General features: G+C 45.1%; 14 protein-coding genes and 1 tRNA gene. 8 read left to right on the top strand and 7 right to left on the bottom strand.

Features of this window, described 5'->3' with window-relative positions; translation table 11 throughout:
* Window positions 1-141 precede the first annotated feature (141 nt).
* From WC222_12145 to rplU, 4 genes are all read right to left on the bottom strand, one after another.
* On the bottom strand, window positions 142-654 hold the full coding sequence (locus WC222_12145) for a hypothetical protein (protein MFA6917141.1): 513 nt from the start codon (window positions 652-654) through the stop codon (window positions 142-144).
* Between the two features lie 218 nt (window positions 655-872).
* Window positions 873-1,949, bottom strand: a complete 1,077-nt coding sequence (gene obgE / locus WC222_12140) for a GTPase ObgE (protein ID MFA6917140.1) — start codon at window positions 1,947-1,949, stop codon at window positions 873-875.
* A gap of 79 nt (window positions 1,950-2,028) precedes the next feature.
* Window positions 2,029-2,280: a 50S ribosomal protein L27 gene (rpmA, locus tag WC222_12135; protein ID MFA6917139.1), complete on the bottom strand. Its 252-nt coding sequence runs from the start codon at window positions 2,278-2,280 to the stop codon at window positions 2,029-2,031.
* Window positions 2,281-2,293: 13 nt separating this feature from the next.
* Window positions 2,294-2,614: a 50S ribosomal protein L21 gene (gene rplU, locus WC222_12130; GenBank protein ID MFA6917138.1), complete on the bottom strand. Its 321-nt coding sequence runs from the start codon at window positions 2,612-2,614 to the stop codon at window positions 2,294-2,296.
* Window positions 2,615-2,728: 114 nt separating this feature from the next.
* Between rplU and WC222_12125 the strand changes: the two genes are divergently transcribed.
* The gene (locus WC222_12125) at window positions 2,729-3,706 is read left to right on the top strand and encodes an NAD(P)-dependent oxidoreductase (GenBank protein ID MFA6917137.1); all 978 of its coding nucleotides are present in this window, start codon (window positions 2,729-2,731) and stop codon (window positions 3,704-3,706) included.
* 94 nt (window positions 3,707-3,800) lie between these two features.
* Window positions 3,801-4,766 (top strand): hypothetical protein, encoded by a 966-nt coding sequence (locus tag WC222_12120; GenBank protein ID MFA6917136.1) that lies wholly within the window; start codon window positions 3,801-3,803, stop codon window positions 4,764-4,766.
* An 84-nt stretch (window positions 4,767-4,850) separates the two neighbouring features.
* Here the strand turns inward: WC222_12120 and WC222_12115 are convergent.
* A tRNA-Phe gene (locus WC222_12115) sits at window positions 4,851-4,923 on the bottom strand.
* 146 nt (window positions 4,924-5,069) lie between these two features.
* Window positions 5,070-7,076, bottom strand: a complete 2,007-nt coding sequence (locus tag WC222_12110) for a S41 family peptidase (protein MFA6917135.1) — start codon at window positions 7,074-7,076, stop codon at window positions 5,070-5,072.
* A 172-nt stretch (window positions 7,077-7,248) separates the two neighbouring features.
* Between WC222_12110 and WC222_12105 the strand changes: the two genes are divergently transcribed.
* From WC222_12105 to rpsJ, 6 genes are all read left to right on the top strand, one after another.
* Complete coding sequence (locus tag WC222_12105) at window positions 7,249-7,977, top strand: segregation/condensation protein A (GenBank protein MFA6917134.1); 729 nt, start codon at window positions 7,249-7,251, stop codon at window positions 7,975-7,977.
* A gap of 1 nt (window position 7,978) precedes the next feature.
* Window positions 7,979-8,581, top strand: coding sequence for an SMC-Scp complex subunit ScpB (gene scpB / locus WC222_12100; protein ID MFA6917133.1), 603 nt, complete (start codon window positions 7,979-7,981; stop codon window positions 8,579-8,581).
* Window positions 8,582-8,664: 83 nt separating this feature from the next.
* The gene (rpsL, locus tag WC222_12095) at window positions 8,665-9,036 is read left to right on the top strand and encodes a 30S ribosomal protein S12 (GenBank protein ID MFA6917132.1); all 372 of its coding nucleotides are present in this window, start codon (window positions 8,665-8,667) and stop codon (window positions 9,034-9,036) included.
* A gap of 168 nt (window positions 9,037-9,204) precedes the next feature.
* Entirely contained in the window at window positions 9,205-9,678 is a 474-nt protein-coding gene (gene rpsG, locus WC222_12090; GenBank protein ID MFA6917131.1) for a 30S ribosomal protein S7, read from the top strand.
* 12 nt (window positions 9,679-9,690) lie between these two features.
* Window positions 9,691-11,781, top strand: a complete 2,091-nt coding sequence (fusA, locus tag WC222_12085; protein MFA6917130.1) for an elongation factor G — start codon at window positions 9,691-9,693, stop codon at window positions 11,779-11,781.
* A gap of 14 nt (window positions 11,782-11,795) precedes the next feature.
* Window positions 11,796-12,173: a 30S ribosomal protein S10 gene (rpsJ, locus tag WC222_12080; protein ID MFA6917129.1), complete on the top strand. Its 378-nt coding sequence runs from the start codon at window positions 11,796-11,798 to the stop codon at window positions 12,171-12,173.
* Window positions 12,174-12,247: 74 nt separating this feature from the next.
* Here the strand turns inward: rpsJ and WC222_12075 are convergent, their stop codons facing one another.
* Complete coding sequence (locus WC222_12075) at window positions 12,248-13,147, bottom strand: hypothetical protein (GenBank protein ID MFA6917128.1); 900 nt, start codon at window positions 13,145-13,147, stop codon at window positions 12,248-12,250.
* Window positions 13,148-13,210 lie beyond the last annotated feature (63 nt).

Raw genomic sequence — 13,210 nt, 5'->3', positions numbered from 1 at the left:
AGGTTGAATTGATTCAAAAGCCATAAATTAACTCACTTAATATTAAAAATTAACAACTCAATTCACACTTATAATGCCGGCATTGATAAACCATAAAACAAGTTCTAGGGACTTTGACATGCATGACAAAGTCCTTAGACATTAAATTTCTGTGATAGTTCTTTTCCAAATCAAGCTATAAGGACTCTTTTCTAGTTTTTCTGTAGTGGTCACCTCAGTAACACCCCATTCCATAATGTTATTCATTATAGAGGCTCCGAGCATAAATCCGTTCAAAGCAGAGAATGCTTTTGAAGCAATTCCACATACAGGAGATAAAGCGGATAACTGTTTATTTATGTGGCAAGCAATAGCTAACACAGAGGCGCCAAGACCTGAAATTTTGCTATAAAACGGATTGATCTCAGTAAATACATAAGCCGGGCGATTCGCTCTACGATCTATCGTAGTACCGGGTCCATTATGCCCATGAATAGTCACCTTTATTGGTTTTCCTTCAACTTCTTCTGCAATAAAGAATGTTGCACCCATACCTAAAATTGTTGTTGCAGCAAATAGGAGTGGGTTAGCCACTGCTGAAGCAACACAGCCCGCAATAAATAAAGGATTCTCTTTGCAGTAATTAATTCCCGGTTGGATTGAATCTAAACTCATTATTTATACCTTATTTTTTATTAACTTTTAAAACATAATATACTACGCATGAAATTAAGTAAATAAATAATTACACACTATATGTTTCTATAGATATATTTCATAGGTAAAGAACTTTAAAATTGATTTCTTGGATAAAGGACGTATTGTGACTATCACGTATTAATGAACGGCTTAAGACATTTCTTAAGCCGTTCATTAATACAGTGAAGATAAAACTAAAGGTCTTCTGGAGCTATATATTCGTGTTCTACCGGTTCTTCTTCCGGTGGTTCTTCTAAAGTTTTTTCAACAGCGCGCTCGTGTTCAAAAAACGTCTGAATAGCTTTTTCAAGCTCTCCTAAACCTATTCCGCCATTTGCTGAAATTTTGTAGAGGCAGCTATGGTCAAAAGGAAACTGCTGTTCGAATTCTACGGCATTGTGAATCCCCTCTTCGGTATCCATCTTATTCAATGCTACCAGCAAAGGACGATGCAGCATTTCCGGATTGTATCTTCTCAGCTCATCGATAATGATGCGTAGATCATCCGCAGGATGTCTTCCATCAATACCGGAAGCGTCAATGACGATTAACAAAAGCTTGGTACGCTCAATGTGGCGTAGAAATTCGAAGCCTAAGCCTCTGTCACGGTGTGCGCCTTCAATAATACCGGGAATGTCCGCGATGTAGATACGTGAGAGGTCGGGACAGACAATATGTCCGATGTTGGGGTGAAGCGTTGTGAATGGATAAGCGGCGATTTTAACCGGTACTGCTGTCAAAGCATTCAAAAGAGTGGATTTTCCTGCGTTAGGAAACCCGACCAAACCCACGTCAGCGATTAGCTTAAGTTCGAGCTCGATGGTGCGAGCACTGCCCATTGTTCCCATTGTAGCGAAATTGGGAGCTTGGCGCGTGGGAGTTTTGAAGCTCTCATTACCGCGTCCGCCTCTTCCGCCTTTACATGCAACCCATTGTTGTCCTTTTTCAATCATATCGCAAAGGATTTCTCCGTTGCTTGAATCTTTGACAAGGGTACCACAAGGGACTTTTAGGATAAGGTCTTGTCCGCGGCGGCCTTGACATTGGCTTGCACCGCCGTTTGCGCCGTTTTCAGCCTTTAATATCTTCCTATTACGGTACCAGTCCAGGGATGGGATTTGCTCGTCGGCAACGAGGATTACGTCTCCTCCTTTCCCGCCATTGCCACCACTAGGGCCCCCTTTAGGAATATATTTCTCTCTACGCCAGGCTACGACACCATTGCCGCCTTTTCCTGCGGAGAGCTGAATAACTACACGATCAACAAACATAAAATTTCATCCTAGTAAAAAAAAATGCCGCGCGGAAAGGTCCCCGGGCGGCATTTATCAACAAAAAAAGTTCCGTCTTTTATACGCCTGTCTCAATAGAGACCACGGTACGATTAGTCTTACGGAAAGTAACAACACCGTCAGCTAAAGCGAAGAGTGTGTCATCAGTACCGCGACCTACGTTCTTACCTGGATGCCAACGTGTACCACGCTGACGAACGATAATATTACCGGTTTTAATAATTTGTCCTGCGCCCACTTTGATCCCGAGTCTTTTGGATTCTGAATCACGACCGTTACGCGAAGAACCTTGTCCTTTCTTATGTGCCATGGTATTTTACTCCTTATGCAACAGGTGCGATAGCAGTGATTTTAACACGGGAATAGTGCTGGCGGTGGCCCCATTTTTTGTAGGAACGCTTGCGCACTTTGTATTTAACGCTGTGGATTTTTGGTCCAGCAACAAAGTCAACCAGTTCGCCTTTAACGACATAGCCGTTAACAAATGGAGAACCGATTAGAGAATTAGTTTCGTTTTGGATAAACAACACTTCGTTGAATTCGACAGCTTCGCCCAGTTCAACCGGGATAAGTTCGACGTCAATGAGATCGCCTATTGCTACGCGATGTTGTTTTCCACCCGACTTTATAATGGCATATGACATAATGTACTCCTATAAAATCTTGGATCAGTGCGGTGGCGACTGCCAAGGATTGCCAATGATTTTGCAAAACATAATACATGATATGGTAAATTAACGGAAAGTAAAAGAGATAATATGAACATAGTGCTTTTACAAACACGCCTCGCATTGAATGAGGTAGACCAGCTTTTAAAAGAGTTTCCCCAATACCTCTTTTTATCCTTAAGCGAAGCATCCTATACTACCCTAAGTCCTGAATATTGGGCACGGATAGAAATTGTGTATGGCAATCGGATGACTAGTGAAGACTTAACGCATGCCCACCAATTAAAATGGATTCATTTGCCTGGGAGTTTGACTAATCGAATTTGTTTATTCGAGATAGAGAAGCAGGGTAATGTGATTGTTACAAATACAAAAGATGAAGACTTAGTGCAGGTAGGCGAGTTTGTGATGGGATTAATCTTAAGTTTTGGCAAGTCCCTTTTCGTCTGGCATGAGCCTAATCAAAATCCTTCCCATGTTTGGAGCCATAAAGCTAGAGAAAATATGTGGGCTTTAAAAAATAAGACCTTATTACAGATAGGGATGCAGAAGACAGGGACAGAGATTGCGCGGCAGGCGGAATTTCGCGGCATGAAAGTGATTGGGCTAGACGAGAGAAAGTCATTTCAACCCCATTTTGCTACGATTGACTCCCTAGAGAATGCATCCACTTATCTGCCGCAAGCAGATGTTGTTTGCATCACATTACCCGCTACTAAGAAAAACTCAGGGTGGCTTGATAAAGCGAAGATCGACCTCTTAAAAAAAGGAGCGCTTTTGATCATTTTGGGGTCGCCTAAAGTGACAGATGAGGAGGCCTTGGTCGAAGCGGCACGCAGTGAAAGGCTACGCGGCGTTTGGATGGACATCCCTTTTCAAACTCCGCCCCCTGCAACGTCTCCCTTATGGAATACGCCTAATTTGTTCCTATCTCCCGAAATTGCACCACGGCCGCGCTTGCAGGAGAAGCAGTCATTCCGTATTTTCCGCTATAACTTAAGGCAATATTCCTTCGGCAACATTAACGATATGCGCAATATTGTCGATAAAGAGGCTTTATTCGCTTAGAAGATAGTAAGAAAATAAATTCAAATACAATATTAAATTAACACAACCTTATTACTTTAATACTATCATAGAACTATAAAGTAATAAGGATTACATGAACCCCCTAAGCAGTATTAGTTCAAGTTTTCAAGGTGTAGGCGAGATACTAGTCAATAAGTACTCCTTTTTCATGGAAAAACAATACAACTATGATCTCTGCTACTTCATAGATAACGCCAATGATGTCGCCACTTCTTTAGGTTCAGTCGCTTCTACCCTTTCTACAAAAAATGTCACTAATCTCGTAGAAAAAGCTGCTAAAAAAACCCAGCACTTCTTTAAGACGCCAGGTGTTCAAAAAGCTTTAAAAGTTGCCGGTATAACGCTCGGAATTCTAACTATCCCTGTAGCTATCAAATATATCTACGACGCTGCTGTTGAAATGATGGATGCTTATACCAAAAAAGAACATGAGTTTGTCTTTGATAATGGTATTGAAGTTGTGCAGGGAGCGGTTTACCTAGCCGGCGCACCTATCGGCATCGCAGCAGCCCTTGGCAGCAAATTCGCTATCCGTTGCCTACCTGGCTTCAATATCGCCACTTCTGTTATTTCGGGCTTGGGAATAGTCAAATATTTTGTGAATAGTGGTCAAGCAGTCTACGAAAAGTACAGTGCATCTCAGCTGATTTCCAAACACAGCATTGATGTTGAATACAAGGAAACTAAAGCGTACCTCGAGAGTATAACAGATAAAGAAGTCATGAAATATTACTGGGCCGACAAAGATTACCTTATCACTATGATGGAAGATCTTCAAAATGCTCCGGATGCTAAAAAAGAAAAGCTTTTAAAGCTTATCAATAAAGTGCAAAACGCAGCTATTTGCTCTCAATTCTTATACACTGCATCCAGCGCATTATGGCTGGCTTCGGGTCTATCCTTAGTTGTTCCTACAGCTCAAGCGGCTTCGCCTTTCCTGTTCCTTGCAGCTGCCGTATCATCCCTTGCATCCGATGCATTCAGCTGGTACCAATGGCGTTCATTTAGCAATGATGTCGAGAAGTTATCTGTAGCTTAAGAATGCTCAATCAGAAAAATTAAGCAGAATCTCTTGAAACAAAAATGGCGAAGATATTTTCATGTGAAAACATCTTCGCCGAAGTGGCCAGGACTGGAATCGAACCAGCGACGCAAGGATTTTCAGTCCTTCGCTCTACCGACTGAGCTACCTGGCCACATGCAGAAGAATTTATGCTAAGGGCAGGATTTTCCGCAACAGCTATTTTGAAGAAGTGAAATTAGACTTTAATGCACTATTATGAAGCGGGATATGCAAGTATTCCACTTGCATATCCCATCCTCAATCTCACCAAAACTAAGATTAATTTGATTTAAGAGTAGAATCCAAGTCGACCATGTCTTTGACGACGTTGATCGCTTCTTGGTGCTGAAGTTCATGCAGCGGCGCTACATTCTCTTTAAAAGGCCTTTTTTGCTGATGGGCTACAGATAAAGCTGTCAGATACCGCTGGTAATCATTATTGGTTTGAATACGCGCCAAGCTATTGCGGCGCAGCTCAGGTATAAGCGTACGCCACTTATTTTCTTGTTGCTGCAAGCTGGGGACGTAATAACGGAGATACCAAGGCTTCATTTGCGGATCTACATCTGCCAATTGATCGGAGAAGGAAGCCAAAATCTTATCTGCGGGAATCACATCTTCGAGATACTCTTCCCCTATTTCCTCATAGCTCAGTTCGCTTGGCGCGGTAATATCGGCCTTCACCCCATCCAACTGCGGTGTTCGTCCGGAGACTGTGTAGTATTTACCTACAGTGACTTTAAAATAGGAGGGAGACTGCTCGCCGCCGGTGATGGTTTGGCTTTGGATAGTTCCTTTTCCAAAGGTCTGGGGGTCTCCTACAACAACTGCCACGCCATAATCTTGGAGGGCTTGCGCTACGATCTCGGCCGCCGATGCGGTGGTTTTGGATGTCAGGACGACCAAGGGTCCATTATAGGATGTTTTACCGTCCATATCCCTATAAAAATGTTCCTCTCCGGTGGAGTATTTGGAGATGACGACCACTCCATTGGTAATAAATAAGCCGGCAACTTTAACCGCCTGGGTTAAGAAGCCGCCACTATTCCCTCTTAAGTCTAGGACAAGACCTTTCAAATTACCGATCTTATCCAGTTTTTTGATGGCATCAGAGACGTCTTTCTCGCTTGTCACCCCATTGGCACCTTTATAGAATGCTTTCAGGGTAATGGTTCCGATGATGCCGTTTCCATAAGGGACATAGCTTATTTCCACACGGTCGTCATTGACTGTGATCATAGCAGGCTCTAAACGTACGGTATATGTTTTGGGGCTAGTCTTATCGATAAGCTCCCCTGTTTTCTTCAATGTCAATGTGACTTTTTGGGCGCGATCACCGCGCAAAAGATTCTGTAGCTCTTCATAAGGAATGTTATAAGCGCTGCGTCCATTGATTTCGACCAATCTATCTCCGGGTTCTATCCCCCCTTGTTTTGCCGCGGGGCTATCACGCAATATTCTTTCAACAAAGACACCGTCGGGTTTTTTACGGACGATAATGCCGACGCCGTTGAATTGTTTTTCCAAGCGTACGCGCATATCGTAAGCTTCTTCCGGATTGAACACGCTGGTATGGGCATCTAGAATGGTGGCGAAGGCTTTTAATACGTGGATAGTAAATATATTTTCTTTAGCGGAGGCAACTAAGGGTTTGCCTTCAATATCTTCAAAAAGGTAAGGATTTTCATGGGTGCGCGCTTCGTCTTCGTAATTAGCTAATACGGATTTCTTTTGATTCAGAACATCGGCAGCTCCGAAACGGCGCATTTGTGAACGGATATATGCAATGAGCTCGTTTTGATTACGTTCTTTCAAAGCTGCAGGCGATGTTGCAAATGGGAGCACAGGCGATCCTTCCAGCGCTTCTTTTGCTGCCTGTGAACTGGCAGTAAATAATGTATCCGGAGTGGCATAAAGCTCTTTGCGGACTGAGCGCGCACGTTCAATAGCACGGACAAATAGGACATCAATTTTTTTAAATAGGCTAAAATCCCCTTTCGCATAGTCTTCTTTTAAGGCACTCAGCTCTGTGGGACTGAGATAAACAAAGGGTTTTACTTCCTGTTCTAATAAATACACATGTCCGGAATCAAACTGTTCGATATACGCGCGGACTGCATTTTGTAATAGCTCCGGGCTTACTTCTTTCTTCTCGACATGACGCTGTAAAAGTTCTTGCATAACCTTCTGAACATCAGAAGTTTTTAGCAAGTCTTGGTCAGCATGGCAAAAAAACGGGAGTGAAGAAAGGATGAAAGCGTGAAACAGAAATTTCCAACGGAGCATAATATTAGCCTGGTTTTGAGTATCCCTACATCAATAATTGTAACTCCTTAAAACTTAAAGTAAAAATTTAATTTTTCTTATTCCCGCCCTCAAAAAACTCCTACTTTTATTGCATGCAGTGCAGGGTTAAAAAACCATGGCTCCCAATCCTTCTTTTGATTAAACTATAGCCATGAATATTCTAGACTCCGTCCCGCTTACATTACATAACTTTGTAGGGCCTCTCGACTTTTTGGTGCACTTAGTGCTAAGGGGAGAGGTGGATATCTATGACGTTCCTTTGCAGTTGCTAACAGAGCAATTTATCGACAAGCATCTCGACACTGCATCCTGTACCTTGGAAGTGGGGGCCGAATTCGTCGGAACAGCCGCTACTTTAGTCTGGCTGAAAAGCAAGCGGCTCCTCCCCCAAACTGCCGATGATGAAAGCAATACGGAAGAAGAGCTCAACGACGGCCGCTTTGAACTGATCCATCAACTCGTCGAATATTGCCGCATCAAAAAAGCTGCCCAAGCCCTCATCCAAAAGGAAGAGCAGCAATCGGGCCAACGCTACCGTTCGCCTCCTCCCCACCCTCTATCCCGTCCCAACGGCTTAGAATACCTTCCGTTGGAAGAATTAAGCGCCCTTTTTCAAGGGGTCTTACAACGCGCCGCCAGCAATATGGGTACGGTCTATGAAGAAAAATTCAAGGTTGCCGACGCCATGAAGTTCATGAAGGAACAACTGAAAGAGCACGGATCACTTTCTTTCGACTTCATTTTTCATGAAGTCCTCTGCCGCGAAGAGATGATAGTCACTTTTTTAGCATTGCTTGAACTGATGAAAATAGGTATATTGGCTGTTGTCAGAGGCGAGAATAATCTCCCGCTGATCGTTCCTCAAACGGAGAACGCATAATATGGCCCGCGAATTCAACCTCTTTGACCTTCTTGAAAGGGAAACATCCCCCCCTCCTGAAACTCCTTCCCTTCCCAGCCATAAACTTTTTAAACAAATTGTCGAAGGACTCTTTTTTTCTTCTTCTGAACCCCTATCTTTCCAAAAATTGCGCGAAATCATCGCCGAATTCCACCCCATCACTCCCGCGACTCTTCGTCATATATTAATGGAACTCGCCCTGGAATACGAAAAACAGGAACGGGCCTTCGCCCTGATCGAAATCGCCAACGGCTTCATCCTGCGCACGCGCTCTCATCTCAACGGCTATATTGATGTCCTCATGCGCGACCGCCGCTCCGAACGCTTATCCCAAGCCGCAGCGGAAGTCCTAGCCATCATCGCCTATAAGCAACCGATTACCCGCCCTCAAATGGAAGCCATCCGCGGCGTCGACTGCTCGGGTGTCATCCAAACTCTACTCGAACGCAACCTCATCTGCGCCGCCGGCAAATTAGAAGCCCCCGGGCGCCCTACCCTCTTCGAAACCACCAAAGAATTCTTACAACATTATGGCCTCCGAGACGTAAAGGATCTGCCATCGATGTCTTTGATGGATAATTAATTGCAATAATCTAATTATCTCCTTATAATTTTGGCAGACTGCCTCTTTTGGCAGTTAAATTAATGTTAAGGAGAAGGCCGCAAATGCCGACAATCAACCAACTTGTGAGAACTCCTCGCGTTGCAAAAACACGACGCAGCAAGTCTCCAGCTCTGAAACAATGCCCACAAAGACGTGGTGTCTGCGTTCAGGTTAAAACAAAAAAGCCGAAAAAACCTAACTCCGCGCTTCGCCGCGTAGCCTGGGTACGCCTATCCACTGGCCAAGAGGTTATTGCCTACATCCCTGGTGAAGGACACAACCTACAAGAACACAGCATCGTCCTAGTACGCGGTGGCCGCGTAAAAGACTTGCCTGGTGTGCGTTACCACATCGTCCGCGGAACTTTAGACTGCGCTGCAGTAAAAGACCGTAAACAAAGTAGATCCAAGTACGGGGCTAAAAAGCCCAAGTAAGCCTAGGATACTCACGTGAGTATCTTGGTGCGCGGTTCGCGCTTCTGGGACAGAAACGCAAATCACGCGCAGGCTTTGTGTGAAACAAAGTCAGATGAATGTACTAGAACACTAACGTCGGCCCCGCCGACAACCATTCATCGTTAGTAAAAGAATAAGAGGATTATAATGTCACGTCGCAGACGCCCTGATAAAAGGGAAATCACCCCCGATCCGATCTATGGCAGCACCGTTCTGTCTAAGTTCATCAACAAGATCATGATTGGCGGTAAAAAATCACTCGCGCGCAGTATCGTTTACGAGGCTCTCGAGAAATTCGCACAAAAAATTAAGAGCGAAAATCCGCTTGAAGCCTTCGAGCAAGCTCTAGAAAATGCTAAACCTACTCTGGAAGTGAAATCACGCCGTATCGGTGGCGCCACTTACCAAGTACCTATCGAAATACCTGCTAACCGCCGTACTTCGTTAGCTATGTTTTGGATCATTAACCACGCCCGCTCCAAAGCCGGACGTTCAATGATTGACGGTCTTTCCAACGAATTGTTTGACTGCTTTAACAATCAAGGCACTACAATCAAGAAGAAAGACGACACCCACCGTATGGCCGAGGCAAATAAAGCCTTCGCCCACTATAAATGGTAACGGAGAAGGCTAATGCCTAGAAAAGACCCGATTAAAAACGTCCGCAATATCGGTATCATGGCCCACATTGATGCCGGTAAAACGACTACTACTGAGCGTATCCTCCTTTTCACAGGACGTACGCACCGCTTAGGCGAAGTGCATGACGGCGCAGCGACAATGGACTGGATGGTTCAAGAGCAAGAGCGCGGCATCACTATCACCTCTGCAGCGACAAAAGTACACTGGCATGACGCCGTCATCAACATCATCGATACACCGGGCCACGTCGACTTCACCGTTGAAGTTGAACGCTCCCTCCGCGTACTCGATGGCGCTGTCGCCGTCTTCTGTTCCGTCTCCGGCGTTGAGCCGCAGTCCGAAACAGTCTGGCGCCAAGCCGACAAATACGGCGTACCCCGTATCGCCTTCGTCAATAAAATGGACCGCATGGGCGCCGACTTCTTCGACGCTATCCACACAATGCGCGACAAACTGCACGCCAACGCAATCGCCGTCCACTGCCCTATCGGCGCGGAAAGCGAATTCCAAGGCATGGTCGACCTCGTTACAATGCGCGCCATCTTCTTCAAAGAAGAAACGCTTGGCCGTGAATACTACGAAGCCGATATCCCTGCAGACATCCTAGACAAGGCAAAAGAACTCCGCGCAGAACTGCTGGATGAACTTGCTACCGTCGACGAAAGCAACGAATCCTTCATGATGAAAGTCCTAGAAGATCCAGATTCCTTGACGAAAGATGAGATCAATGCCGCTATCCGTAAAGGCGTCATCACTAACAAATTCACACCGGTCTTGTGCGGGTCCGCCTTCAAAAACAAAGGCGTACAACAGCTCCTCGATGCGATTGTTAATTGGATGCCGTCGCCTGAAGACCGCGGTGTCGTTAAAGGGATCGATCTCAAAACGGACCAAGAAATCTTGCTTAAGCCTGAAGACAACGCTCCTCTCGCTGCGCTAGCTTTCAAAATCGCTACTGACCCTTACGTTGGACGCCTTACCTACATCCGTATCTACAGCGGTACGTTGACAAAAGGTATGACCGTTTTCAACTCGACCAAAGACCAGAAAGAGCGCATCTCCCGCGTTTTGGAAATGCACGCCAACACACGTGTGGAACAAGATGAGAAATACGCCGGCGACATCGCCGCCGTTATCGGCCTCAAGTCCACAAGCACTGGCGACACTCTCTGCGATCCTAGCCACCCGCTCATCCTCGAGAAGATGGAATTCCCGGAACCGGTTATTAACATGGCCATCGAACCTAAGTCCAAAGCTGACCGCGAAAAGTTAGCTGTTGCCTTAGGCGCATTGTCAGAAGAAGACCCGACTTTCCGCGTATTCACTAACGAGGAAACCGGACAAACTATTATCGCCGGTATGGGTGAACTCCACCTAGAAATCCTGCATGACCGTATGAAGCGCGAATTCAACGTCGAAGCTAACGTCGGTAAGCCCCAAGTCTCCTACAAAGAGACAATTACAGCTCCAGGTAGCTCTCAAACAAAATTCGTCAAACAGTCCGGCGGCCGCGGCCAGTACGCGCACGTTGAATTGGAAGTCGAACCGAACGAGAAAGGCAAAGGCAACGAAGTTGTCAGCAAGATCGTCGGTGGTGTCATCCCGAGAGAATACATTCCTGCGATAATCAAAGGGGTCGAAGAAGGCTTGATGACAGGTATCCTCGCCGGATTCAACCTGGTCGACGTCAAAGTCGCTATCGTCTACGGTTCGTACCACGAAGTGGACTCCAACGAGATGGCCTTTAAGATCTGCGGATCTATGGCTATCAAAGATGCAGCTAAAAAATGCAAACCTATCATTCTTGAACCCATCATGCGCGTGGATGTCACCACTCCCGAATCGCATGTAGGTGACGTCATCGGCGACTTAAACCGCCGCCGCGGACAAATTTTGGGTCAAGAAAACCACAAGGGCGCGGTAATTATCAACGCGGAAGTACCACTCAGTGAAATGTTTGGCTACTCAACCACGCTGCGCTCAGTGACGTCCGGACGCGGAACTTACTCGATGGAACCAAGCCATTTCGAGAAAGTACCTGCTAAAGTCCAAGAAGAAATCGTCAATGTAAGTAGGAAGTAAGGCTTAGACTATTTATGGCAAAACAAGAAAAACAAGCAAAACAAGAACGCAAGCCAGGTGCTGAGCGTTCTACACCCCGTCAGCAGGCGCGTCAAAAAATCCGCATCCGCCTGAAAGGGTTTGACCAACGCATTCTCGACCGCGCTACAGGCGACATCGTCGAGACAGCAAAACGTACCGGCGCAGCTATTGCAGGACCAATCCCCCTGCCTACACGCCGCGAGATCTACACTGTTCTCCGTTCACCACACGTGGACAAGAAATCGCGTGAACAGTTTGAGATCCGTACGCATAAGCGTTTGGTCGATATTTTGAATCCAACAGGTAAAACAATTGATGCGTTGAAGACGCTGACATTGCCAGCCGGTGTGGACATCAAAATTAAGGCGTAATTGCCCGACTGTCCTTTTCGTTCACCTGGGCCTAGCTTTGCTGGCCCAGGTTTTTTTATGTCTGCGAGTTGTGATTAATAAACCCTGAAGGGATCACTTTTCAATACATAATGCACGTAGATGCTGTAGAACAATAATGTGGTAGAGTTTTTCTCCCAATCCGGATTCGATCCAATCTCTTGAAAACGCACCCATAATAAATCCAAGCCTTCTTTGAGTTGACGCTCTCCATTTGCCGATAAAATTGTAGAGCTTAATACCATCTTAAGCCTCTCCAAAGCTTTTTTAACTTCCAATGAAGAGAAATCGGAATTTTTAGCCCATCTGTCTTTGACTTCCCCCAATACCTTTTGAAAAACAGGAGGGGGGAAGCTATATGTAAATCGTGCGTCAGGGTCTTTCAAATCTAAAAGGATACTTGAAAGCAGCGCATGGACGGTACTCTCAGTCACTTTTGAAAATTCTTCAATCTTTTGTTTTACCTCCTCTAACTGAACCACTAAATGAAGACGCTGGGGGGTCGTGATAGGGTATGTATGCAGAAAATTAAAAAGGCTATTAAGTGCATTCAGAGTGTGTAGAAATTTATTATATTCACTACTTTTGAATATTTCTAAAAGCCAGTCAAGCTCTCTGGAAATGGCTAAAAAATGATTGGATTCTTTAATTTGAAAAGCTAAATCCTTTGTGAGGAATTGTATTTCACTTAGGTGAGGAATGCGGGCAGGTGTAGGGTGGAATGCTGATATACGGCTATCTAAACCGTTTAAACGGGCCAGTAATTTGACCGTTTTTTGGGGAGTTAATGAAGTAAAATCCCTTTCTAACACTTTAGCTAGTTTTTGGGACAGCTCGGTGAAAATAGGATCTATAATCCATTTATCTCCCTGCATGGATATGCAGGAACTATTAAGGCTTGTATTGATAGCCTCAATAACACCTTTAGAGAATTTGTAATCTGTTTGAACTGCCATGGAATAACCTATGAGATTGCATAAACTATGCTTTATAAGAGGAAAATATTCCCGCTCCAATAA

The sequence above is a fragment of the Parachlamydiales bacterium genome, from assembly GCA_041671045.1.
GTDB lineage: Bacteria > Chlamydiota > Chlamydiia > Chlamydiales > JABDDJ01 > JABDDJ01.
This window is presented reverse-complemented; position numbering and strand designations above follow the sequence as displayed.

Coding starts and splice junctions, on each gene's coding strand:
- WC222_12145 (MFA6917141.1), bottom strand. CDS start 654: ATGAGTTTAGATTCAATCCAACCGGGAATTAATTACTGCAAAGAGAAT.
- obgE (MFA6917140.1), bottom strand. CDS start 1,949: ATGTTTGTTGATCGTGTAGTTATTCAGCTCTCCGCAGGAAAAGGCGGC.
- rpmA (MFA6917139.1), bottom strand. CDS start 2,280: ATGGCACATAAGAAAGGACAAGGTTCTTCGCGTAACGGTCGTGATTCA.
- rplU (MFA6917138.1), bottom strand. CDS start 2,614: ATGTCATATGCCATTATAAAGTCGGGTGGAAAACAACATCGCGTAGCA.
- WC222_12125 (MFA6917137.1), top strand. CDS start 2,729: ATGAACATAGTGCTTTTACAAACACGCCTCGCATTGAATGAGGTAGAC.
- WC222_12120 (MFA6917136.1), top strand. CDS start 3,801: ATGAACCCCCTAAGCAGTATTAGTTCAAGTTTTCAAGGTGTAGGCGAG.
- WC222_12110 (MFA6917135.1), bottom strand. CDS start 7,076: ATGCTCCGTTGGAAATTTCTGTTTCACGCTTTCATCCTTTCTTCACTC.
- WC222_12105 (MFA6917134.1), top strand. CDS start 7,249: ATGAATATTCTAGACTCCGTCCCGCTTACATTACATAACTTTGTAGGG.
- scpB (MFA6917133.1), top strand. CDS start 7,979: ATGGCCCGCGAATTCAACCTCTTTGACCTTCTTGAAAGGGAAACATCC.
- rpsL (MFA6917132.1), top strand. CDS start 8,665: ATGCCGACAATCAACCAACTTGTGAGAACTCCTCGCGTTGCAAAAACA.
- rpsG (MFA6917131.1), top strand. CDS start 9,205: ATGTCACGTCGCAGACGCCCTGATAAAAGGGAAATCACCCCCGATCCG.
- fusA (MFA6917130.1), top strand. CDS start 9,691: ATGCCTAGAAAAGACCCGATTAAAAACGTCCGCAATATCGGTATCATG.
- rpsJ (MFA6917129.1), top strand. CDS start 11,796: ATGGCAAAACAAGAAAAACAAGCAAAACAAGAACGCAAGCCAGGTGCT.
- WC222_12075 (MFA6917128.1), bottom strand. CDS start 13,147: ATGGCAGTTCAAACAGATTACAAATTCTCTAAAGGTGTTATTGAGGCT.